This is a genomic window from Haloarcula sediminis (genome assembly GCF_035656455.1).
GTDB lineage: Archaea > Halobacteriota > Halobacteria > Halobacteriales > Haloarculaceae > Haloarcula > Haloarcula sediminis.
Genome location: NZ_JAYMGA010000009.1, coordinates 1 through 22,074, shown reverse-complemented (window position 1 = coordinate 22,074; position 22,074 = coordinate 1). Strand labels below are relative to the sequence as shown.

The following is a 22,074-nucleotide window of genomic DNA, read 5'->3' as shown; positions in this document are numbered from 1 at the left end:
GGGCGGGAGGCCCGTTCTACAGGACGATCGTGCGCCTCGACGTGTGGGATTTTGGCGCTTCTGACAGAAGCAGCGTTTCTCCGGGCCCAGCACAGGGCCCAACCGTGAGCTACTCGACCGGGTCCCGTCGTTGGCACGGGTACCGGCATCGCTACCGTGGCGTTGTGCGAGCCGCGGCTCGCGCCGACGAACGCAGTCTGGTCGCCCGGGTCGGGGCTACAGTGGACGGCACCCCGGCTGTGGCTCGCCGCTTTCTCCCCAGTTTCGGCCAGTGGCTTGGTCGGGAGTGGGCTCGCCCTCGTCGTGCGCCCGAGCTCGGCGCCTCTCACTGCTCCGCGGACGGCTCCGGCCCGGTCTTAACAATAGAGAGATTCAAATAATAGAACTTATTAAGATAGAGTATATATTTAACAATATGGTCGAATACACCAGACGCCGCCTGCTGGGGGCCACCGCAGGTATCGCCGGACTCGGCGCCATCGCCGGCTGTTCCGGCGGGTCCGGGCAGTCGAACGCCGCCGACGTCCAGGCCTCGTTTTTCGTCTTCAACGACATCGCCGAGCACGTCGCCGGGGACAGCGCAAGCACCGACCTCCTCGTGCCTATCGGACAGCACGGCCACGGCTGGGAGCCCGGGCCGAGTGTCCGCGAGGACATCTACGACACATCGGTGTTCGCTCACGGCATGGAGGGGTTCCAGCCCTGGGTCGACGACATCCTCGACGACCTCGAAGCCGACGGGGCCGAGGTGACGCCGGTCGACGTGAGCGTCGACGTCTCGCTGCTCGAATTCGGGGCCGCACACGACGAACACGAGAGCGGGGCACACGGGACCGCGAGTGAGGGCGATGAACACCACGACGAACACGAGAGCGCGGACGGCGACCACGACCACGAGTCGGTGGATCCGCACTTCTGGCTGGACCCGACCCGCGTCGCGACTGCCGCCGACACCGTTCGGGCGGCGCTGGCGGCGTTCGACGGGGACAACGCCGACAGCTACGCGGACAACGCCGCGGCGTACCAGGACCGCCTGGCCGACCTCGACGGGCGTATCGAGTCTCGGCTCGCCGACGCCTCGAAGGGCACCCTTCTGGTCGCCGGCCACAACGCCTTTGGCTACCTGAGCGAGCGCTACGGTATCAACGTCGAGGCGCTGACCGACGCGTCGCCGGACGACGAGCCCACCCTGAACGACCGGGAGCGGGCTCGGACCGTCGTTCGGGAGCACGGGCTGACCTACATCTGTGCCGACCCGCTGGAGTCCCAGACGATGGCCGAGGAACTCGTCGCCGAGACCGACGCCGACGAGGTGCTTCCGCTGACGGCGATGCCCGGGCTGCGCGAGTCCTGGCAGGAGTCCGACTGGGGGTACATCGACGTGATGGAGCAGGTGAACCTGCCGACGCTGACGAAAGCCCTCGAGGCCAGATGAGCGTCGCCGAACTCTCGAATGTCACCTTCGGCTACGGCGACCAGCCCGTCGTCGAGGACGTCTCGATGACTGTCGACGAGGGGGCCTTCCTCGGGCTCGTCGGTCCCAACGGTTCCGGGAAGACGACGCTGCTGGAGCTGCTTGTCGGTCTCCGCCGGCCCGACAGCGGCTCGGTTCGGCTCCTTGGCCAGCCGGCCCACCGCTTTGCTGACGGCGAGCGGCTCGGCTACGTCGCCCAGGACGCGACGGCGGCGGGCGGCGAGATGCCGGTGACAGTGCGGGAGGCGGTGCGGATGGGCCGGTACCCGCGCCGGCTCTTCCGGCGGTTCCGTGACACAGACCGCGACGCGATAGCGTCGGCGTTAGACCGGGTCGGAATCGCCGACCTCGCCGACCGACGGGTCGGGAAGCTCTCGGGCGGCCAGCGCCAGCGGGTGTTCATCGCCCGCGCGCTGGCGGCCGAGGCGGACCTGCTCGCGCTGGACGAACCGACCGTCGGCGTCGACGCCGACTCCCGGGAGGCCTTTTATAACCTGCTCCACGAACTCAACGACGAGGGGCTCACGGTCGTCCTCATCGAACACGACATCGGCGTCGTGACCACCCACGCGACGGAGATCGCCTGTCTCAACCGGGAGCTGTTCTTCCACGGCGACCCCGAGACCTTCGTCGAGACCGACGCGCTCGCCGACGCCTACGGCACAGACCAGGGCGTCCTCCAGCACGGGCACTGAGGATGGAGGCGCTCACACTGCTGTGGCTTGTCGCCCCGATGGAGTGGTTCCTAGCGGACGTGTGGGGAACGGCGCTGGACGCCGTGGCCGGCGCAACCGGCGTCCGGGTGCTGGGGTTCCCGTTCATGCAGCGGGCCTACCTCGCCGCCGTCTGTATCGCCGTCATCGGCCCGCTGGTCGGGAGCTTTCTGGTCCACCGGGAGATGGCGATGATCGGCGACACGCTGGCTCACTCGGCCTTTGCCGGTGTCGCCGTCGGTCTGTTCGTCAACGCCACGCTGGCGCTGTCGGTGTCGCCACTTCTGACGGCGCTGGTCGTCGCCGTCCTCGCGGCCCTGCTGGTCCAGGCGCTCATCGACTACGCGGGCGCGTACACGGACACGTCGCTTGCCATCGTCCTGACCGGGGCCTTCGCCGTCGGAAGCGTCCTGGTGACCGCGACCGACGGCGGCATCGCCGTGGGTATCAACGCCTACCTCTTTGGCTCGCTGGCGACGGTCTCGCGGGCGAGTACGGGACTCCTCCTAGCGATGAGCGTTCTCGTCACTGCGGTGGTGACCGTCGCCTACCGCCCGCTGGCGTACGTCACGTTCGACGAGGTCGGCGCCCGCGCCGCCGGCCTCGATGTCGGCCGGTACAACCGGCTGCTCGTCGTCCTCACGGCGGTTGTCGTCGTCGGGTCGATGCAGATAATGGGCGTCATTCTGGTCGCCGCGATGCTCGTCGTTCCGGTGGCCGCGGCGACCGCGGTGTCCGGCTTCCGGCGGTCGGTCGTGGCGGCCGTCCTCGTCGGCCAGGCCGCGACGCTGACGGGGACCACGCTGTCGTACAGCTACGATATCGCCGCGGGCGGAACTATTGCGCTGGTCGCTGTCGCGCTGTTTGTCGCCGCCCGCGTGCTGTTTCTCGGTGTCCGCTAGCCGGCTGTTCGACCGGGTCCGGCGGCCCTACCGCTCTCTCCCCTCTTCCTCCGGAGCGTCGTCGCCGAGGGCGTCGGCGACCCAGTCTAGGAGTCGGGACACCTCGTACTGAGTCGAAACGCGGTAGTCGGCCGCGGTCGCGCGGTCGCCCACGAGAACCCCGAGATCCCCCTCGTCGAGGACCCCGAAGGCGTCCTCGTCGGTGGTGTCGTCGCCGACGTACACCGTCTGCCAGGTGTCTGGCACCTCGTCGCGGAGCCGCTCGACGATGGCGCCCTTGTGCCAGTCGACGGTCGGCTTGACCTCGACTATCATCTTTCCGCTGCCCGTCTGTAGCCCCTCGACGGGCCCGACAACGTCTTCCACGACGGCCGTGACGTCCTCGGCCGAGGCGTCTGTCGCCCGGCGGTAGTGGACGGTGAGGGTAACTCCCTTGTCTTCCACGTGGACGCCGTCCATCTCCGATAGCCGTGTCTCTATCTCCACGCGGGCGTCCTGGAGGTCGGCCATCCGCGCCTCGGCCTCCGGGTGGACCTCCCGCTCGCCGTCGACGGTGTACTCCAGACCGTGGTTGCCGACGTAGCGGACGCCCTCGATGCCGACCCGCGGGCGGAGGTCGGCCAGCTGGCGGCCGGAGACGACGGCCACGAGCGTGTCGGGGTGGTCGACCAGCCGCTCGACCGCCCGCCGGTTGGCCGCCGTTATCCCCGGGGTGTCCGGGTCGTCCTCGATGGGCGCGAGCGTCCCGTCGAAGTCCAGTGCGACCACCAGGCCGGGGGCGTCGCCGAGCTGGTCCGCGACGCGGTCGGCGTCCACGACAGGGGCCCCTTCCCGAGCCGTCACGGCTGCCCTCCCGTCGGGAGGTCCGGCGTTCTGACCCCCTCGCCGTCGCGCAGCGCCATCGCCGCCCGCAGGTTCAGCCCCGTCCACGTCGCGAGGTCGTTCTCGGCCACCTGCTCTCGCAGACGCTGCATCCGGGCGCGCCGTTCCGCCCCGCGCATCGTCAGCGCCCGCTCGATGGCGTCGGCGAAGGCACCGGTGTTCTGGGGTTTCACCATCACTGCGGCGTCGAGCAGACGGCCCGCGCCCGCCTGGTCGCTGAGGACGAGCACACCGTCGTCGTCTAGCTGTGCCGCGACGTACTCCTGGGCGACGAGGTTCATCCCGTCCCGAATCGGGCTGACAAGCGCCAGGTCGCTGTGGCGGTACAGGCTCGCCAGCGCCTCCTGTGAGATGTACTCGTCGAACGAGAGCACCGGCGTCCAGTCGTCGGTGCCAAAGCGGTCGTTGACGCGCTCGACGCCCGCCTCGATCTGTTCCTGGACCTGCTGGTAGGAGTCAATCTGGGAACGGGTTTCGCTGCCCTTCTCGACGTAGGTGAGCTTTCCCCGCCACTCCGGGTTGCGCTCCCAGAACTGTTCCAGCGCCCGGAGGCGCTCGGGGATGCCCTTGCTGTAGTCCAGCCGGTCGACACCGAGTGCGACGGTGTCCGCCACCTGATACTTCTCGGTGAACTCGGCCCAGAACTCGTCGGCCGCCTCACTGCCCGCCCGTTCGGCGATCTTGTCCGCTTCGACGCCCATCGGGAACTCCGTGACCTGTGTCGTCCCGCCCTCGTAGCTCACGGTCCCGGTCTCGTGGCCGACGTCCGCGCCGTCCAGGGCTGTCTCGACGCAGTTCAGGAAGTTCTCCCGGTAGCGCGGGACGTGAAAGACGAGCAGGTCGTTGCCGAGCAGCCCCTCGATTATCGCCTCGCCGTGGGGACAGCCCCGGAAGGTGTCCCAGGCCGGCCAGGGGATGTGCCAGAACTGCATCAACACGGTGTCGTCGTCGACCCGCTCGCGGGCGATGGCGGGGGCGAGCGCGAAGTGGTAGTCCTGAAACCAGACGATGTCGCCGGGTTCGGTGTGGTCCTCGACGGCGTCGACGAACCGCTCGTTGACCGACCGGTACTGCTCCCAGTAGCGCCCCCACTCGGTGACGTTGGTCAGGGCGGAGTGACAGATCGGCCAGAGGACCTGGTTGCTGAACCCGTAGTAGTAGTCGTCGACCTCCGCCTCGTCGAGCCAGACGCGACAGAGCGTGTATCCGGGGTCGTCCGGCGGGGCCGGGACGCAGTCGTTCTCGTCGACGACCTCGCGGTCGGCGTCGCCGTCCCCCCACGCGATCCACGTCCCGCCGACCGCCTGCATCACCGGATCTAACCCGGCCGTCAGACCGCCGGCCTGGGCCTCGACGATGATCTCGTCCCTGTCGCGCGTGTGGCTGTACGGCTGGCGGTTCGAGACCACGACGAGCCCGCCGTCACCGATGGCGTCCGCCCAGTCGGTCGACTGGGTCGCCCCCGGGTCGGAGTCCGCGTCCGCACCGGCCTTACTGTTAGTCATCTGACGTAAGTTGTGGGGGCGAGCTGACATATACGAACGGCTTGCAGCTGCCAGTGCCGCGAGGGAAGCTCCGGTCGATTTCTCTATCAGCGCTGTCGCCGCCACAGCACCCGAGCAGAAACCACCGGTTTATCCCGGTGGCACCACGAACTACCGTCAATGACTGTCCGCCACGAGGGCCTGACCATCGACTGGCTGGGCTATGCCACGATACGTATCGCCGGCGACGACCGCGTGGTGTACACCGACCCCGGCCGGTACGGCGTCCTCTCTGGGGAGTGGGAGCCACACGCCGACGGCATCGGCCACCCGCCGTCGACCGACTACCGCGCCGAGGACGCCGACATCGTCTGTGTCACCCACGTCCACCACTACGACCCCGACGGCATCGAGCGGGTCGCAAACGAGGACACCACCATCGTCGCCTTCGAGGGCATCGACGGCCGCGACGTCGAGCGGGATCTGCCCTCTATCGTCGACCTCCCCTACGAGGTCCGCGAGGTCGACGCCAAGTCACAGCTGGAGGTCGACGGCGTCCCTATCTGGACCTCGCCGGCCCACAACGAGCCCGAGGGCAAGCACACTCTGCCCGACGGGACCCCCTACCACCCCGAGGGATTTGGCTGTGGGTTCATGGTCGCGGTCGACGGGACCCGCGTCTACTACCCCGGCGACAGCGACGTGTTACCGGGGCACCGAACCCTGGAAACGTCGGTGTTTTGCCCCCCTATCGGCCCGCGAGCGACGATGGACCGCCACGAGGCCGCCGGGCTCGCAGCCACAATCGAGCCCCGCCTCGTCGTGCCAGTCCACTACAACACCTTCTCGAATCTCGAAGCGAACGCCCGCGAGTTCGCCGCCGACGTGGCCGAAGCCGGGGTCCCCGTCGTGCTCGACGAGCGGTGACTACCGCGCCGGCAGGTCCGCCGGTGCGTGCATGGACTCGACCCCGACCACGAGCGCGCTGTTGACGTCGTCGACGCCCTCGACAACACCGTCGATACGGAGGTCGTTACACGGCGTCGGGCCGACGACGACCGCACCGCCCTCCTCGAACGTCTCGGTGGCCACTCCCTGTTGCTCGACCTCAACTCGGCAGTCCTCCGGGTGGAGGACGCTCGGCAGGGCTATCTCTCCGACTATCGCCCCCTCGATTCGGTCGCCCTCGTAGTACAGCGGGACCGGTGCCGGTTCGCTCACCTCTTGCAGCGAGAGCGCGTCGTAGGCCCCCGCTTTCGGTTTGTACCCGCCCTGTGGTCCAGGGATGCCCTCGACCAACTGGAGGGTCTTGAGGCTCTGCATCTGGTTTCTGATGGTCCCCGCGTTCCGGTTGACGCCGGCCGCGACCGTCTCGCCTTTCACCGGGGTCTCGCTCTCCCGATACCGCGCCACCAACTCCCGGAGAACACGCTGTTGGGTCGGCGTCAGCTCGATTCCCGCGTAACTGTCGGAACTCATAGCTTACTGCTCCGTGCTAACGTGTGTAATTTTATTATAAACGCTTTCCCTAGTACGTGGTTAAACTGTTTGGCATATCCGGCCGGCGGGCTCCAGCGAGCCGAACGCAGACTTCGATATATCTGCACTTATCGCAGGATTTACACTCTTTTACGGTAGTATATGCGTATGGAAATAAAAGATATAAGCGTTTCACGCTTGATGAGTGAAAATCTCGTAACTACCACTCCCGACGTTCCAATCGCGGCCGCCGGGACCACGCTGCTGGAGGAGGCCGTCGGGTCGGTACTGGTCCTCGACGATGAAGACGAACTGGTGGGTATCCTGACCAGTACCGACTTCGTCGACCTTGTCTCGACTGACGGGGCGACCGACGCCACCGTGGCGTCGTACATGACCGACGAGGTCGTCACTGTCGGCGTCGACGACTCGGTTCGCGACGCGGCCGCGAAGATGATATCCGAGGACATCCAGCACCTCCCGGTCGAGGGGGACGAGGGCGTCGTCGGGATGCTCTCGGCGACCGACCTCACCGAACACCTCTCGTACATTGACGCCTGAGACGGGCCGGTCGCCACTCCCGGTCCGACACCGACAGTGCTACCTGCCCGCCACCGCCACTGCCGACGTGCCCCACGCCGACCTCTCTCACCCCGTCGAGTCGGGGATGCCCGTCTTCCCCGGCGACCCGCCCGTCACAGTCGACAGCCACGCGACGATGGCCGACGACGGCTACCGCGTCTCCGCCGTCTCCTGTGGCAGCCACACCGGAACGCACGTCGACGCGCCCAGCCACACCGAACCCGAGGGTCGGTCCCTCGACGCGTTCCCCGTCTCGCGGTTCGTCCGGGACGCCGTCCGCGTGGACCTGCGCGGACACTCGCCCCGAGAAGCAATCCGGCCCGCGGACCTGCCGACGGTTGATGCCGGGGCGGTCGTCCTGTGGACCGGGTGGGACCGCCACTGGGGCGACCCCGAGTATCTGGACCACCCGTATCTCTCACCCGCTGCCGCCCGCCACTGCGTCGACCACGGCTACGACGTGGCCATCGATGCGCTCAACGTCGACCCGACGCCGAGCGAAGGTGCGAGTGACAACCCGCACGTGACCGACGGGGTGGGCGGGAGTGACAACCCGCACGCGACCGCAGACCACCCCGAAGCGAGCGTCCCCGCCCACCACGAACTGCTCGGGAACGGGCGGCTCATCGCGGAGAACCTGACGAACCTCGACAGCGTTCCGGCGCGGTTCGAACTCACCGCGCTCCCGCTCGCACTCGCCGAGGGCGACGGCGGCCCCGTGCGAGCGGTCGCCCGCTGGGAGTGACGCTCCGCTGGCGCTGGACGTGACCCTGCTGCACTCGCAGTCGGGCTCGCCCGTCGCCCCGCTACTGCTCCCACGCCGTCCACTCCCGGTGAGCGGCCGCGACGGCCGCCACTTCGTCCGTCGAGAGCCGCCCCTGCTCGGTCACGACCGACGCGACCGCGTCGGCGGGCGTCACGTCGAAGGTCGGGTTCGCCACAGCCACGTCGGCGTCGCCGTCGTACAGCTCAGCGGAGTCCCGGGGTTCGAGGTCGTAGCCGCCGTCGGCGGCGACCTTGTCGCTGGCCGCGACGACCAGACAGTCGATGCCCGCCTCGGCCGCCGCCAGCGCGGCCCCGCGGGTGCCCGCCTTGTTGACGACGCGCCCGTCGGGCAACACCCGGTCCGCGCCGACGACCAGCGTGTCGGCGCGCCATTCGCCGAGTTCGAACGGCAGCGCCGCGTCCGTGGTCAGCGTCACGGCCGCCACGTCGGCCAGTGACTCGGCGACCCCGACGCCCTCGCCGCCGGGCCGGGACTCGGCCACCAGCACGGCCGCGGGGTCGGCCCGCCGGATTGCCGCCGCGACGGTCCCCGACCGCGACAGCGTCGCCACCCGCTCGCCCATCGCGTCGGCCGCCAGCCGGGCGGCCCCGCTGTCGGTGTCGACAGCCTGGCCGATGGCGCCGCGGGCAGCCCGCTCGATGGCCTCGGGAGTCCGTCCATCGCTCGCGGCCATCATCACGCGATTGACGCGGTTTTCGAGCACCGCCATCGACGAGCGGGCGTCCCGCAGGCGGCGGGCGAGGTCGGCCAGCGCTCCCCAGTCGTCGCCGCCGCGCTCGCTCGTCTCCATCTCGCTGTTCCGTCCCGCCCCCGCAAGTGCCGACTCGTCGCGCAGCGTTTCGAGCGCCCGCAGGGAGAGCCACGCCGACCCGTGCGTGCGGTCGGCCAGCGTCGCCACCCGCGGCCGGACCCGGTCGTAGCTGGTCCACAGGCGTGGGACCGTCTCGCGGCGCAGGATCTCGGGCGCGTGGACCCACTCGAACCCGGCGGTCTCCTCGTTTGGCTCGACAGAACGCGAGTCGCAGTCGAACAGGAACGGGTGGACCAGCCACCGCTGGTCGCCGTCGGCCACGGCGAAGGGGTCGCCCGACCGGACGAGCGAGACGGCGTCGGCCAGCCCGGTCTCCTCGGCGATCTCGGCGCGTGCGGCCGTCTCGGGGTCGCGCTCTCGCCCCACATCGCCAGCCAGGTGACCGGCGACACCGCCCCACTTCCCCCGGTAGCTCCCGACGGACTCGCTGTGCCGGAGGAGCAGTATCTCGCCGTCGTTGCGCAGAAAGCAGGTGGCGACCGGCCGTCCGTCCATACCGCGGCGAGGGCCGGCGGGCAAATCAACCTATGCCACGCCGTCGAGTACGGCGTCGATCTCACCCGGCGTGTTGAAGGCGTGGACCGACGCCCGGACGGCCTCGGGATGTGGCAGCGACCGGACGACGATGCCCCGCTCGGCCAACCGCTCGACGGTGGCCTCGGGGTCCTCGGCCTCGAAGGTGACCAGCCCCGACTCGTATTGTTCGGGGCTCAAAAGTCGGTCGCCGAGCCCCGCTTTCAGCCGGTCGGTCAGGTCGGCGACGCGTGACTCGATGGTGTCGAGGCCGACCGATTCAATCGTCTCGATGGCCTCCGCCAGCGCGACGTAGGGCGCCGGCGAGGTGGTGCCGACCTCGAAGCGGCGGGCCCCCTCGTGGTAGGCGTAGTCGTCTGCTCCCATGTCCTGGACGCTGCGGTAGCCGATGCGTGTCTGTCTCGTCCGGGCGAGCGCCTCGGGGTCGGCATACAGCATCCCGCTGCCCCACACCCCCAGCAGCCACTTGTGGCCCGCCGTCGCCACGAAGTCCGCCCCCCACTCTCCTACGTCGACGGGGTGTTGTCCGACCGACTGGACGGCGTCGACGAGCACCTGCGCCCCGGCGTCGTGGGCGATGTCCACCATCTCCGCGACCGGCAACTGCGTGCCGTGGCTCCAAGTCAGCGAGCTGGTGAGCAGCAGTCGGGCCCCGTCGACGGCGGCTTTCACGTCGTCCAGGTCGACGCGGCCGGCCTCGGTTTCGAGTACCCGGACCTCGATGTCGTGGGTGTCTTCCAGCCGGTCCCAGGGCAGGGTTCCGGCGGGGTGTTCGAGGTCGGTACGGACGACCACGTCGCCGGGCTGCCAGTCGATGGCACCCGCGACGAGGTTTATCCCGTCGGCCGTGCTCCGGGTGAAGGCAACGTCGGCCGGGCGGGCGCCAAGATGGGAGGCGGCGACCTCCCGAGCCGCTTCGAGGGCGTCGAACGCGACGGTGTACGGTCCCTCGTCGGCGGGCGCCTCGAAGGCGTGGTGCTCCAGAAAGTCCGTCGCCGCCCTGACGACGTTGCGCGGGCTCGGGCCGCTCGCGCCCGTGTTGCAGTACGTACAGCGCTCCAGTGCGGGTATCGCCGCGCGCAGTTCCGCGGGGTCCATATCAGGTGGTCGCGCTACGGGGCCTTCAGCGCTGTGTCCATGCGCTCGATTCCGGAACGAATAAACTCGGACTCGCGAAACACTGGGTCGACACGGGCGATGGAGTCCGCCTTCCCCAACCGTCCGGACACACCGGGCTGATGACTCCTGCTACTCGCCCATGACAGAGTCACATCCACTGCTGACGGTCGAAACGGTAATCCTCATCGGCATCGGCGGCTTCGCCGGCTCGAACCTGCGGTACTTCGTCGGCTCGCTGGTCCCCGGCCTCCAGAGCACACTCCTCGTCAACGCCCTCGGGAGCTTCGCGCTCGGATTCTTGCTGTACGAGGCGATGCATCTGGGTGTGCTTTCCGGCGAGACGAAAGTCGCCGCGGCCACCGGCTTCCTCTCGTCGTTTACCACCTACAGCACGTTCGCCGTCGAGACCGCGCTGACCCCGGAGTGGGCTGTGGCGAACGTCGTCGCCAGCTACGCGCTCGGCTTCGGCGGCGTGCTCCTCGCTCGCCAGGCGGTCGCCGTCTTCGAACGGAGGGAGCAGCGATGGTGAGCGTCGAGCCGGCACATCTGGTCGGCACCGGCGGCGCCATCGGCGCGCTCTGTCGGCACTATCTGGGCGCGGCGGTCGATGTCGAGGGGTTCCCGCTGGGCACGCTCACCGTCAACGTCGTCGGGAGCTTCGTCCTCGCGCTGGTCACCTTCGCGAGCCTCGACACCGAACTCCTGCTGTTTGTCGGCACCGGCGCCTGTGGCTCCTTTACGACCTTCTCCTCGTTCTCGTTCGATACCGTCCACCTGTGGGAATCGGGTGACCGGCTCAAAGCCGGGCTCAACGCCGCCGGGAACCTGGCCGGCGCGCTGGCCGCTATCGGGCTGGCGTGGGGTCTCGTCGCCCTCGCGGGGCTGTAGCGTCGCCAGCCCCAGGCCACTGACGCCGCCCCCTCGTCTGCTCTCGCTATCGCCCTTGGACGTTCGCCCGACGATTCAAGTACCAACACGCGACCAGTCCGGCCCATGAGTCATACGCTGTGGCGTGACGAACGGGCGATAGAGGGACTCCCCATCCGGCTGGTCATCGCGCTAGTCGTCGGCGTCGCCTGTCTCGGGGTGATGATGAGCACCATCTCGGGACTGGAAACGCTTCAGGTGACCGAGGTTGACGTCGACCCCGACCCAGAGGTGACCGGGACCGGCGACACCGACGTGACCGTCACCGTCGTCGACCCGAAGGGGTCGCCGGTTGCGGACGCGACGGTCGTCGCGAAAAGCGGGACCGCCACGCTGGACAGCGTCACGACGGCCGCGACGGGCGACGACGGCGAAGCGGAACTGTCGCTGGACCCGTCGCTGGGGCCGAACCAGCAGGAGGGGACGATTACGTTCTCGGTGAAACCGCCGTCAAGCGGGAACTACCGCGACGAGCAGTCGAACACCGAACTGTTGGTGGTGAGAAACGACTAGTCCCAGTCGATCCAGTCCTGTTCCCAGCCGGCCCGCGACTGGGCCGACCGCTCTGCGTGTTCGCGGTCCTCGCGGCGGGTCCGGTTGCGCTCGACCGTGTCGGCCTGTTCGCCCTCGACGAGCATCGGCTGGAAGGCGACAGTGCCCAGGCGCTCGGCCCGGCCGTCGGCGTCGACGACGGCCAGCGTCTGCTCGCTGGTCCCGAGTGGCATCACGAGCCGGCCGTCGGGAGCCAGCTGGTCGACCAGGGCTCGGGGCGGTTCGACGGCCGCTGCCTCCAGCAGAATTCTGTCGTAGGGCGCGTACTCGGGGAGCCCCTCGGCGCCGTCGCGGCGGTCCACGAGGACGGCCTCGTGCCCCGCCTCGGCGAGGTTCGAGCGCGCCTCGTAGACGAGCCGGCGGGTGATGTCGATGGCCTGCACGCGGTCGGCGCCGACCCGCTCGGCCAGCACGGCGGCGGTGTAGCCGACGCCGGCGCCGACGACGAGCACCTCGTCGCCGTCCTCGGGGGAAAGCGCTTCCAGCAGTCGCGCGGCGGTACTGGGAGAGAGGACGCGGGTCCCGAGCCGCTCGAACGGCCGGTCCGAATACGCCTGCTGTTCGCCGACAAAGGCCTCGCGGGGGACCGACCGCATCGCTGCCGAGAGCCACTCGCTCCGGACGACGCCTTTGCTCTCGTGTTGCAGGCTGTCGACCATGTCGCCCCGCAGCACCGCTGGGTCCATAACCGAGCTTCCCACCGGAGCTATAAGAATTGTCCGCTCGGCCGGCCGTCGGCACGCAGTCGGTCGATTACCAGGCCGACCACGCGGTCGAGGACTCGTCGCGGACGTAGAGGCGGTTGATGTCCTTCGCGAACACCATGTCGCCGTCGAAATCGAGCTTCTCGTGTTCGTAGCCTTTGGCGTCGTCGCGGACGTGGATACCCTCGACCGTGAACTCCTCCTCGCCGAACTGCTCGGTCTCGCCGACGGTGAACTCGTAGTCACCGGGGACCTGGAGCTTGAAGCTCTCGGTCTCGTCGTGGCGGCCGTCTTTGGGATGCATCGTGACGTTGACCGCCACGTTCCCGACGGCCCGCGACCAGATGGTCCCGACCTCGTCGACGGGCGCCTCCTCGGCGCGCCCGTCGTCGGTCTCCAGGCTGGTGATGCGGGCGCTGACGACCGCTTCTTCCGTTTCGAGCAGGAACTCCTCGCCGACGGCCAGCTGTTCGCCTTCGGGCACGTCGACCTGTGCCTTGAACGACTCGCCGTCCTGTGAGACGACGACGTCGCGCTGGAGGGTGGTGTCCTCGGGCAGGGTCTCCTTGTGGACGTGGTCGCAGTCCGTACAGCGGACCGTGACGTGGCCGCCGGGCTTCAGTATCTCGTGAACCGTCTCGATGTCCGGCGAACAGGCCGGACAGGGGAGCCCGATTCGCTCCCCGGGTGTCGCGTCGCTCATACCGGCGTTTTCACCGCGCGGGCGTAAATGGTCGTCGCACCGACGCTACCCGTGGTTTGATCTCTCACCCCAGGGCAACGGACTTCAGCCGCCGCCTCGAAACAAGCGGTGATGTCGCTCGACTGGTCCCGTTCCGATTCGCTGGCCGCCGGTATCAGCCTCCTGGCGGCGCTGCTCGGTGTCGCCCTCTGGCCCCAGCTCCCGGGCGAGGTGGCCATCCACTTCTCCGCGTCGGGGACGCCCGACAACTACGTCCCGAAAGCCGTCGGGGTCGTCCTGCTCCCGGCTCTCATGCTGGTCACACAGCTGGTGCTGAAAGGCGCCATGGCTGTGGACCCCCCGTCCCACCCGCAGACGGGCCCGGTTATCACGGTCGCGACGACCGGTTTTCTCGGTCTCGTCCACGCGTTCGTCCTCGCCTGGAACGCCGGCTATCCGGTGCCGCTCGATGGCCTCCTCGTCGTCTCGCTCGTCTTCGCGGCGCTGCTCGTCGGCTACACCGTCTGGCGCGAGGAGTTCGCGACCGGGTGAATACGACGCCGGCGGCACCTCGCCAGCTCCGGAGTCCACGAGTCGATTTGTTCCCCGTTCACGGTCGGGGGCTCACGCCGTTTGGCTCTCTCAGCGCTCGCCTTCCGGGAGGTCTACGACCTCCCCGCGTTCGCGGCTGCGCCGCTCACTCACCACGAGGAAGTTCCACTTCCTCGCTGTCCGCATACACGGTCGGCTCTTTGAGGATGCCGTCCAGGTGGATCGGCGCGTGGGTGTCGCCGCCGATGGCGTGGTCGTCGCCGACGGCGATGTGGACGGTGCCCCCCGCTTTCTCGTCGAGCAGCACGGAGCCGACGAGGTCGGTGACGGCGACGTTGGTCCCGATGCCCAGCTCGGCGAGGTTGTAGGCGTCCCGGCCCACGTCCTCGGCGGCCGTCTCGACCTGCTCGCGGATGTCCGGGTCCGAGATGTCGGTGACGGTGCCGTCCTCCACCTCGAAGGAGAGGAGTTCGCCGTCGAGTTTCCCGTGGGGGCGCATCGTCCCGTCGACGACGAAGGTGCCGTCAGCGGTCTCGGGCGCGATGAACACCTCGCCCGCGGGGAGGTTCGACATCTCGCCCGCGTCGTGGACGATACCGGTGTCCATGAGCCACTCCCGGCTCCCCAGGCCGAAGGTGATATCGGTCCCCTGGGGCGTCGTGACCCGAATCTCCTCGGCGCCGTCGACCTGTGCGAGCACGTCCTCGCAGTGGCCCTCGATGGCCTCGTAGTCGGCGTCGAGCCCCATCAGAAAGACGCCCTCGGTGATGCCCGGGAGCGTCGCGACGCGGGCGCCGGCGGCGTTGGCGTCGCTGCGGGCCTCGGTGTGGGTCAGGCTCTTGGTCGTCGGCGCCAGCACCACGTCGGCGGTCCGCATCGCGCCGGCCACGGGCCGTGGCGGCTCCTCCCCGTGCTGGTTTCCCGGCGGGTAGCGCACGAAGACGGTGTCGTCGGCGATTTCGCTGGCCACTCGATAGAGGGCCTCGCCGATGGCCTTGCGTTTGTCGTCGGTGATAACTGCACACGACTCGCCGGGCCGGAGGTCCATGCACTGCTTGACGGCGGTCTCGGCGGGTCGGCGGAGCGAGGAGTTGTCCATACCCGGGACAGGGGCCCTGACGAATTAACTCTTGGTGGGGTCGTCCCGTCGCCGCCTGTTATTGTGCTTTGATACCATTCGACGAGAACAACTATCCGAGTAAAGATATTTAATTATTAATCAGAAGGAATATGGCCGACCGCCGTCAACGGGTTCGCATGCTCCATGTGGGCATCAACGGCTTTGGCACGATCGGCAAGCGGGTCGCCGATGCGGTGCGTGCCCAGCCGGATATGACGGTCGCTGGCGTCGCCAAACGCTCGCCGAACTTCGAGGCAACCATCGCCGTAGACCGCGGCTACGACCTCTATGCCGCCGGCGACGACGGGGCCGACCCCTTCGACGCGGCGGGGCTCCAGACGGCCGGGACGGTCCGTGACATGGTCGGGGCCAGCGACGTGGTCGTAGACACCACGCCGGGCGGCGTCGGCGAGACCAACGCCGACCTCTATGCCGACCACGACACGCCGGCCATCTTCCAGGGCGGCGAGTCGGCCGACGTGGCCGACGTGAGCTTCAACGCCCGGGCCAACTACGACACGGCCGTGGGTGCCGACACCGCCCGCGTAGTCTCCTGTAACACGACCGGGCTCTCGCGGCTCTTTGCCCCGCTCTCGGAGTCCTACGGCATCGAGAAGGCCCGCGTCACCCTCGTCCGACGCGGTGGCGACCCCGGCCAGACCAGCCGCGGCCCCATCAACGACACGTTGCCCGACCCGGTCGAAATCCCCTCCCACCACGGCCCCGACGTGCAGACGGTGTTTCCCGACCTCGCCATCGACACGATGGGGATGAAAGTGCCGACGACGCAGATGCACACCCACTCGGTCAACGTCACGCTGGAGTCCGAACCGTCGGCGACCGAGGTCCGGGACCTGCTTGCCGACGAATCCCGCCTGTTTCTCATCCCCGAGACGCTGGGCATCGACGGCGCGGGGAAGCTAAAGGAGTACACCCGCGACGCCGGCCGCCCGCGCGGCGACGTCTGGGAGAACTGCATCTGGGCGGAGTCCGTGACGGTCGAGGGTCGGGACCTCTATCTGTTCCAGGCTATCCACCAGGAGTCCGACGTGGTCCCCGAGAACATCGACGCCGTGCGGGCGCTCTCGGGACGGACCGCGAGTGCCGAACAGAGCATCCAGCGCACCGACGAGGCGCTGGGCGTCGGCCAGGGGCTCGTCCAGCACGAATCCGAGCCGGTGCGTGCCGAGGGGACTGCCGACGACTAGGGGCTCTGGGTACAACGCAGCACTGGCCGTCAGCAGTCGCTTCGAGCGCACTCACCGTCGCTAGTCGAACAGCCCGGCCACGTCGTCGTCCTTCTGTCGTTCGCGCTCGACGTGGTTCGAGAGGTGGGCGTAGACGAACGCCCGGTCGTCGGGCTCCTGGACGAACGCGAACAGCTGGCCCACGAACCGGCCCTCCCCCTGCTCGTCTAGCTCTTTCCGGGCGTAGTCGACGGCGTCTGCGACCACGGCGTCGTCGTAGCCGTCGGCCTCGGCCAGCACCTCGGCGGCGACCTCGGTCGCGTCGAAGTCGAGGTCGTCGTAGCCTACGGCGGTGCCCTCGTGGGTCAGTTTCGGCGGCTCCGCCCACTCCACGCTCTCGGGGTCGTCAGCCACCCGCGCGAGGAACGGGCGCACGTCGTCGAGGTTTACGCCGCGGTAGTCGGCTGGTAGATCGACGAGATACTCGCTGGCGCTCTCGGCCAGCCCGCCGGCTCCCGACCAGTTCCCGTCGGTGCCGTGGTGGACGACGGCGGTGAACTGGATGAGGCCATGGAGAAAGCGCTCGTCCTCGCCGGAATCGAGATCGAGCCAGTAGTCCTCCCAGGCGTCGTGGGCGGCGTGGTGCCGGCCGGCGTTGTAGACGGCGATGCCGGCCCGGAGGTGGGCGTCCATACCGCGACGTAGTGACTCGCGCCGAAAATACTCCCCGGCCTACTCCATGTAGCCCAGCTGCTGTAACCGGTCGGCGACCTCCTCGCTGGTCCCCTCGCCGCGGGCGCCGATATCTATCGGGTCCTGCTCGCCCACGTCGGATTCCTCGGCGTGAATCGGTAACACCTCGCCGACCATGTCCGTGGGAATGTCGACCCCGTGGGCGGCCAGGATGGTCGGCGCCATATCGGTGATGGAAATCCGGTCGATTTCGCCCTCGCTGGCGAAGTCGGGCCCGCTCGCGAGGAAGATGCCGTTGCGGGTGTTCTCGGCGGCCCAGCGGTCCGGCGCGGTCTGGATCTGCCCGCCGCCGATACCGTCGTTGACGTGGACGCCGTCGCGCATGTCGACGACCACTTCCGGCCCCTCGTCGACGTACTCGCCGCTGTAGACCTCCTCGCCGCGGTAGACGCCGTCGAACACCTTCCCCTCGCTATCCTCGACCGCGCGCAGGTCCGCGATGAGCTGGTCCCGAACCGACTCAGGTGTGCCGGGCATCAGGTAGATGGGACCCTGGCCGCTGGCGACGGCCTGGGTCTTCGCGAGGTCGATGGCCTCCAACTTGCGGGCTCGCTTGGCCCCGGCGCTCTGGGGGACGAGCTGCTGGATGGACTCGGGGACCGTCTTCGCCAGCAGGTCGACGACACCGGCCTTCTTGGCGACGCCCAACACGTTCTCCCGTGTCAGGCCCAGGGGCCGAAACAGGTCTTCGACGGTTCGCTCGTGGGTCTGGTAGCCGTTCTCGGCGAGCCACTCGTTGATGTAAAACTCCGTCGTGGTGGGGCCGCTGCCGTGGTCGGACATCAAGACGAGATTGAGGTCGTCCATCGCCGCCAGCTCGCCCAGTTGCTCGTCGACCATCTCCCAGGCGCGCTTGGTCGGCTCGTCGTCCCAGAAGAAGTGCTGGAGGACGTTCAGGTAAAAGAGCGTCACGTGGACAAAGTCCAGGTCTTTTTCCTCCAGCAGGTGCAGCCCCACCTCGAAGCGGCGCTCTATCACGTCCAGGATAGCGTCGACCTCCGCGCCGCGTTCGTCGTTGCCCGAAAGCAGCGGGTCCGGATGCACGCGATAGTCGAACAGCTCCTCCAGTTCGTCCTCCAGTCCCTCGGGCGCGGCGTAGCCGCTGTCGATGGCACGGTACTCACCTTGGACGGCGTCGGGGCCGCCGGCCACGACGGGCCCGCCGATGTCCCGCGGGGGATACATCGTCGGCATGTTGACGACACCGGGTGTCTGGCCGTCGTCGGCCAGATAGTCCCACAGCTCCGCCGTCTTGAAGTCGCCGCCCTTGGCCACGTCGATGCGCTCCTCGGCGAGGTCGATGTGCTCGAACCAGAACACCCCCAGCCCGCCGGGGTCCTTCCCGGCGGAGTAACACTTCCAGTTGGGGAAGGTCACGGGCGGGAGACAGCTCTCGGTCTCGGCCCACGTGTGCTCGGCCCGTAGGTCGGCCAGGTTCGGCAGGTCACCGGCCTCGATCCACGGGTCGAGCAGCCGCCAGCTCGCGCCGTCGAGCCCGACGACGAACGTCCGCGTCATATCCAAACTCCCCGCGAGCGCGCCAATAGGTCTTTCCGTCTGTGACGACGGCATGACACAACGCATATATACGGCTGCTGAATACCGGGCAAATAGTGCGTACCGTCGCCGTCATTCCCGCGTACAACGAATCCGAGACCATCGGGCCGGTCATCGACGAGACCGGGGAGTACGTCGACCGGGTCGTCGTCGTCGACGACGGCTCTGCCGACGACACCGCCGCCATCGCCCGCGACCACGGCGCCGCCGTCGTCGAGCACGTCTTCAACACGGGCGTCGGCGGCGCGGTCAGGACCGGCTACCAGTACGCGATCAAACACGGCTACGACTGGGTCGTCCAGGTCGACGCGGACGGCCAGCACGACCCGGCGAAGATTCCGGAGCTGCTTGACGTGGCGAGTGAGGGCCACGACATGGTCATCGCCAGCCGCTATCTCAACGAGAGCTACCAGGACTACTCGGCGACGCGCAACGTCGGCATCCAGTTTTTCACCCGGCTGGTCAACCACCTCGGGGACATCGAGATAACCGACGTGACAAGCGGCTTCCGCGTCTACCGGGTGTCGATGCTCGCCGACATCCTCCACCGCGGGGACAAACACTGGGCCATCGAACAGACCTTAGAGGCCGCCAAGGGCGGCTACGCCATCACGGAGGTCTCCACGAAGATGCCCACACGGGAGGAAGGCGAGTCCCAGTTCACCCTCGACACCTTCGCGCTGTACCCGATTCGGATGACCGACACTATCCTCCGCGTGCTGCTCTTTCGCTAACTATGGTCGAGTACACTCTCGTCAATCTCATCGCGCTGGTCGTCGGTATCGCCTTCCTCGTCAACGGCTATATGCTGGTCAAACAGGGCCGGGAAGCCATCGCGCTCTTTGTCGTCTCCCTGGCTATCGGCGGGGGACTCATCGTCGTCGCGGTGTTTCCCGACATCTTCCAGGTCGTTGCGACCGTACTCGGCCTGGAACTGAAGGCCCGCGCTATCCTGGTCATCTCTAATCTGACCCTCTTCGTCGTCGCGACCTACCTGTTCAACCGCATCGGGAAGCTCTATGACCGCCTCTCGCGGCTCAACGAGGAGGTCAGCCTGCTACGCAGCGAGGTCGAGGAACTCCGCGATGAGTGATATCGCCGGCCGTACCGTCGGGAGTGTCTCCGACGCCGTCGAAGACCGAACCGACACGTCCGGGGGGCGGTGTGGTCCGGCCGTCCTCTCCATCGACGTCGAGCTGTTCGACCAGACGCCCGCCTACCGGTCGGCGTCGGGTACGACCGACCAGCGGGGCATCGGCCTGAACGGGCTGGAGTGGTTCCGCGAGACGCTGGGCGAGCGTGGCGCGTCGACGACCTGTTTTGTCGTCTCCTCGCTGGTCGAGCGCTGTCCCGACCACGTCGAGCGCCTGGCCGACGCCGGCTTCGAAATCGCCTCCCACACCCACTCTCACGAACTGCTCTCGGGGCTCTCCGCCGACGAGCGCCGCGAGGAACTGGCGACTTCCCGGGAGCGCCTCGAATCGCTCACGGGGCAATCCGTCACCGGATTCCGCGCCCCCGCCTTCGACATCACCGACGACCACTTCGATCTGCTGGCCGAGACGGGGTATGGATACGACTCCAGTATCGTCGCCAGCCGGGCAATACCGGGCTGGTACGGCGGCGAGTACGACCTCGACCGTCCCGCACCGGCGACGGCCGTCGACCCCGAGGCCCCCGACGGTCTGGCAGAACTGCCCGCCAGCGTGATGCCCGGGTTGCGGCTCCCGCTGACCGGGACGTGGCTGCGCTTTTTCGGGCCCCGCTACACCGCGCTGGGGATGCGCTTGCTCGCCCGCCGCGGTATCGTCCCCGTCCTCTACGTCCACCCGTGGGAACTCGTGGGACTACCGCGGGTCGAGGGCGTTCCTTCGCGGGTCTACTACCACACCGGCGAGTGGATGCGCGACGCCGTCGAGTACATCCTGGATCAGCCCTTCGACTTCGTCACCGCCCGGTCCGTGCTCGACGACGCCGTCCCGGACTGGGCCCCAGCGACTCGCGGAGCGGGCCGACGGGAGGACTGACGTGACGACGAGCCGGCGTGATATCGCTATCTCGCTCCTGCAGTACGGCATCGGCCTCGCCGCGCTCGCCTTCCTCCTCTCGCAGGTCGACCTCGCCACCGTCAGCACACGGCTCCGGGCGACCGAGCCCGCCGTCCTCGTCGCCCTTGTGTTGGTCACCGTCGGCGGCGTCGTCTCGCGGTTCGACACGTGGCGGGCCGTCGTCGCCCCCTTCGCCCGTATCGGGCTGCTCACCGCCGGCCGCGTCGACCTCGCCGTCAACTTCGTCAACCAGCTCCTGCCTTCGCGGCTCTCGGGCCGGCTGGCCGCGCCCTTCATCCTGAAGGCCGAGGCCGGCATCGACTACGGCGACGCGACCGCCGCCGCGGGCGCTCACACGGGCATCTACGCCGTCTTCTACGGCCTCGTCTCGGCCGTCGGGCTGGTCGCTATCGTCGGCCGCGTCTCTACCGGCCTCTTGCTCTTGCTCGCCCTGTCGACGGCGCTGTATCTCGCCGCCGGCCTCGCCGTCCTGCTTGCCGGGATGAACCTCACCGCGCTGGACCGGCTGGTCGGGGTCCTGGCCTCGCTGGCCGGGCGCGTGCCCCGCGTCGGGAGCGCGCTCGCAGGCCGCATCCGCGCTATCCCCGACATCACCGAGGCGTCCGCCGATGCCTTTGGCCGCATCTCGACGGACCCGACGATCTGGCTGCGCTACGGGGTCGGGTGGGCCGGTGCGCTCGTCGTCGCTCCCGGAATTCGGGTGTGGCTGCTGTTCCTTTCGTTCGGTGCCGCGGTCGACCCCCTCCTGCTCCCGCTGTACCTGGTGACGGCCTACAGCATCACGCTGCTCCCGCTGACGCCCGGTGGCATCGGCGTGACCGAGGCGACCGCCACCGCCGTCTTCGTCGGCCTGGGCGTCCCCGAGGCGGTCGTCATCCCCGTCATCTTCCTCGACCGGTTCCTCGGCGTCTACCTGCCCGCGCTGGCCGGCTGGTACCCCGCGCTCGATATGGACCTCTCGGTGTTGTAGCGGTGTTCGTCTCGATACTCACGGGCTCGACTGCGTATTCACGACACAGCTGCCCTCACTGCGAGTGTCATAGAACAGTTCTCGTGGCAGTGTGACGTTCCGTGAGTCGGTCAGTACGGTCGTGTTTAGTTTGGAGCATTGTGCCAGCGAGCGAAACTCTGGAGCCAATTTTCAGCTGTCTTCGGTTCGACGTGACTGAAACAGTTTGAAAACGAAGAAGTTCGTCGTTTTACT

At 68.3% G+C, this 22,074-nt stretch carries 25 protein-coding genes, 1 pseudogene and 1 riboswitch; of the genes and pseudogenes, 15 read left to right on the top strand and 11 right to left on the bottom strand.

The window, feature by feature from the left end:
- Window positions 1–415 precede the first annotated feature (415 nt).
- Genes VJ162_RS15115 through VJ162_RS15105 form a run of 3 tightly spaced genes read left to right on the top strand, consistent with a single transcriptional unit; the run spans window position 416 to window position 3,089 of the window.
- Window positions 416–1,435, top strand: coding sequence for a metal ABC transporter substrate-binding protein (locus VJ162_RS15115; protein ID WP_324665446.1), 1,020 nt, complete (start codon window positions 416–418; stop codon window positions 1,433–1,435).
- A complete protein-coding gene (locus tag VJ162_RS15110) occupies window positions 1,432–2,169 on the top strand; it encodes a metal ABC transporter ATP-binding protein (protein ID WP_324665444.1) in 738 nt (245 codons plus the stop codon). The genes VJ162_RS15115 and VJ162_RS15110 overlap by 4 nt, the downstream gene beginning before the upstream one ends.
- Before the next feature lie 2 nt (window positions 2,170–2,171).
- Window positions 2,172–3,089 carry a metal ABC transporter permease gene (locus VJ162_RS15105; RefSeq protein ID WP_324665443.1) on the top strand — a complete coding sequence of 306 codons (918 nt, stop codon included), beginning with the start codon at window positions 2,172–2,174 and terminating at the stop codon, window positions 3,087–3,089.
- Between the two features lie 27 nt (window positions 3,090–3,116).
- Here VJ162_RS15105 and otsB read toward each other — a convergent pair whose 3' ends face one another.
- Entirely contained in the window at window positions 3,117–3,932 is an 816-nt protein-coding gene (gene otsB / locus VJ162_RS15100; RefSeq protein ID WP_324665441.1) for a trehalose-phosphatase, read from the bottom strand.
- Window positions 3,929–5,476: an alpha,alpha-trehalose-phosphate synthase (UDP-forming) gene (locus VJ162_RS15095; RefSeq protein ID WP_324665440.1), complete on the bottom strand. Its 1,548-nt coding sequence runs from the start codon at window positions 5,474–5,476 to the stop codon at window positions 3,929–3,931. The genes otsB and VJ162_RS15095 overlap by 4 nt, the downstream gene beginning before the upstream one ends.
- Window positions 5,477–5,635: 159 nt before the next feature.
- On the opposite strand from VJ162_RS15095, the gene VJ162_RS15090 reads away from it, so the two are divergent.
- The gene (locus VJ162_RS15090; protein WP_324665438.1) at window positions 5,636–6,382 is read left to right on the top strand and encodes an MBL fold metallo-hydrolase; all 747 of its coding nucleotides are present in this window, start codon (window positions 5,636–5,638) and stop codon (window positions 6,380–6,382) included.
- On the opposite strand, the gene VJ162_RS15085 is transcribed toward VJ162_RS15090, so the two are convergent.
- On the bottom strand, window positions 6,383–6,934 hold the full coding sequence (locus VJ162_RS15085; protein WP_324665437.1) for a TrmB family transcriptional regulator: 552 nt from the start codon (window positions 6,932–6,934) through the stop codon (window positions 6,383–6,385).
- 201 nt (window positions 6,935–7,135) lie between these two features.
- Between VJ162_RS15085 and VJ162_RS15080 the strand changes: the two genes are divergently transcribed.
- Both VJ162_RS15080 and VJ162_RS15075 read left to right on the top strand, forming a co-directional pair.
- Window positions 7,136–7,495, top strand: coding sequence for a CBS domain-containing protein (locus VJ162_RS15080; protein ID WP_324665436.1), 360 nt, complete (start codon window positions 7,136–7,138; stop codon window positions 7,493–7,495).
- A gap of 67 nt (window positions 7,496–7,562) precedes the next feature.
- Complete coding sequence (locus VJ162_RS15075; protein ID WP_324665435.1) at window positions 7,563–8,261, top strand: cyclase family protein; 699 nt, start codon at window positions 7,563–7,565, stop codon at window positions 8,259–8,261.
- A 61-nt stretch (window positions 8,262–8,322) separates the two neighbouring features.
- On the opposite strand, the gene VJ162_RS15070 is transcribed toward VJ162_RS15075, so the two are convergent.
- Together VJ162_RS15070 and VJ162_RS15065 are read right to left on the bottom strand one after the other, a co-directional pair.
- Window positions 8,323–9,609, bottom strand: a complete 1,287-nt coding sequence (locus VJ162_RS15070) for an NUDIX domain-containing protein (RefSeq protein WP_324665433.1) — start codon at window positions 9,607–9,609, stop codon at window positions 8,323–8,325.
- A gap of 30 nt (window positions 9,610–9,639) precedes the next feature.
- Window positions 9,640–10,746, bottom strand: a complete 1,107-nt coding sequence (locus VJ162_RS15065; protein WP_324665432.1) for an aminotransferase class V-fold PLP-dependent enzyme — start codon at window positions 10,744–10,746, stop codon at window positions 9,640–9,642.
- Window positions 10,747–10,832: 86 nt separating this feature from the next.
- A riboswitch (Fluoride riboswitch) is annotated at window positions 10,833–10,903 on the top strand.
- Between the two features lie 3 nt (window positions 10,904–10,906).
- On the opposite strand from VJ162_RS15065, the gene VJ162_RS15060 reads away from it, so the two are divergent.
- The 3 genes from VJ162_RS15060 to VJ162_RS15050 all read left to right on the top strand — a co-directional run bounded on the left by VJ162_RS15060 (window position 10,907) and on the right by VJ162_RS15050 (window position 12,207).
- Complete coding sequence (locus tag VJ162_RS15060; protein ID WP_324665431.1) at window positions 10,907–11,296, top strand: CrcB family protein; 390 nt, start codon at window positions 10,907–10,909, stop codon at window positions 11,294–11,296.
- Window positions 11,290–11,655 carry a fluoride efflux transporter CrcB gene (gene crcB / locus VJ162_RS15055; protein ID WP_324665429.1) on the top strand — a complete coding sequence of 122 codons (366 nt, stop codon included), beginning with the start codon at window positions 11,290–11,292 and terminating at the stop codon, window positions 11,653–11,655. The genes VJ162_RS15060 and crcB overlap by 7 nt, the downstream gene beginning before the upstream one ends.
- Window positions 11,656–11,760: 105 nt before the next feature.
- Complete coding sequence (locus VJ162_RS15050) at window positions 11,761–12,207, top strand: DUF7382 domain-containing protein (protein ID WP_324665427.1); 447 nt, start codon at window positions 11,761–11,763, stop codon at window positions 12,205–12,207.
- On the opposite strand, the gene VJ162_RS15045 is transcribed toward VJ162_RS15050, so the two are convergent.
- Window positions 12,204–12,932 (bottom strand): protein-L-isoaspartate O-methyltransferase family protein, encoded by a 729-nt coding sequence (locus VJ162_RS15045; RefSeq protein WP_324665425.1) that lies wholly within the window; start codon window positions 12,930–12,932, stop codon window positions 12,204–12,206. The two genes, VJ162_RS15050 and VJ162_RS15045, sit on opposite strands and share 4 nt — an antisense overlap.
- 67 nt (window positions 12,933–12,999) lie before the next feature.
- On the bottom strand, window positions 13,000–13,653 hold the full coding sequence (locus VJ162_RS15040) for an HVO_0476 family zinc finger protein (RefSeq protein WP_324665423.1): 654 nt from the start codon (window positions 13,651–13,653) through the stop codon (window positions 13,000–13,002).
- A gap of 111 nt (window positions 13,654–13,764) precedes the next feature.
- Here VJ162_RS15040 and VJ162_RS15035 point away from each other — a divergent pair, with 111 nt between their 5' ends.
- Entirely contained in the window at window positions 13,765–14,184 is a 420-nt protein-coding gene (locus VJ162_RS15035; RefSeq protein ID WP_324665421.1) for a DUF1648 domain-containing protein, read from the top strand.
- Between the two features lie 145 nt (window positions 14,185–14,329).
- On the opposite strand, the gene VJ162_RS15030 is transcribed toward VJ162_RS15035, so the two are convergent.
- Complete coding sequence (locus tag VJ162_RS15030; protein ID WP_324665419.1) at window positions 14,330–15,283, bottom strand: aminopeptidase; 954 nt, start codon at window positions 15,281–15,283, stop codon at window positions 14,330–14,332.
- Between the two features lie 158 nt (window positions 15,284–15,441).
- On the opposite strand from VJ162_RS15030, the gene VJ162_RS15025 reads away from it, so the two are divergent.
- A complete protein-coding gene (locus VJ162_RS15025; RefSeq protein WP_324665417.1) occupies window positions 15,442–16,512 on the top strand; it encodes a type II glyceraldehyde-3-phosphate dehydrogenase in 1,071 nt (356 codons plus the stop codon).
- 60 nt (window positions 16,513–16,572) lie between these two features.
- On the opposite strand, the gene VJ162_RS15020 is transcribed toward VJ162_RS15025, so the two are convergent.
- The gene (locus tag VJ162_RS15020) at window positions 16,573–17,184 is read right to left on the bottom strand and encodes a DUF309 domain-containing protein (RefSeq protein WP_324665416.1); all 612 of its coding nucleotides are present in this window, start codon (window positions 17,182–17,184) and stop codon (window positions 16,573–16,575) included.
- A 39-nt stretch (window positions 17,185–17,223) separates the two neighbouring features.
- Window positions 17,224–18,762, bottom strand: coding sequence for an alkaline phosphatase family protein (locus VJ162_RS15015; protein ID WP_324665414.1), 1,539 nt, complete (start codon window positions 18,760–18,762; stop codon window positions 17,224–17,226).
- A 95-nt stretch (window positions 18,763–18,857) separates the two neighbouring features.
- Here VJ162_RS15015 and VJ162_RS15010 point away from each other — a divergent pair, with 95 nt between their 5' ends.
- From VJ162_RS15010 to VJ162_RS14995, 4 genes are read left to right on the top strand one after another with little or no spacing between them, the layout of a single operon-like run.
- Window positions 18,858–19,535: a glycosyltransferase family 2 protein gene (locus VJ162_RS15010; RefSeq protein WP_324665412.1), complete on the top strand. Its 678-nt coding sequence runs from the start codon at window positions 18,858–18,860 to the stop codon at window positions 19,533–19,535.
- A gap of 2 nt (window positions 19,536–19,537) precedes the next feature.
- Entirely contained in the window at window positions 19,538–19,894 is a 357-nt protein-coding gene (locus VJ162_RS15005) for a DUF2304 domain-containing protein (RefSeq protein ID WP_324665410.1), read from the top strand.
- A complete protein-coding gene (locus tag VJ162_RS15000; RefSeq protein WP_324665408.1) occupies window positions 19,887–20,828 on the top strand; it encodes a polysaccharide deacetylase family protein in 942 nt (313 codons plus the stop codon). The genes VJ162_RS15005 and VJ162_RS15000 overlap by 8 nt, the downstream gene beginning before the upstream one ends.
- Before the next feature lies 1 nt (window position 20,829).
- Entirely contained in the window at window positions 20,830–21,840 is a 1,011-nt protein-coding gene (locus VJ162_RS14995) for a lysylphosphatidylglycerol synthase transmembrane domain-containing protein (RefSeq protein WP_324665407.1), read from the top strand.
- Window positions 21,841–21,965: 125 nt separating this feature from the next.
- On the opposite strand, the pseudogene VJ162_RS14990 reads toward VJ162_RS14995, so the two are convergent.
- Window positions 21,966–22,074, bottom strand: a pseudogene (locus tag VJ162_RS14990) (IS6 family transposase); the annotation flags it as partial.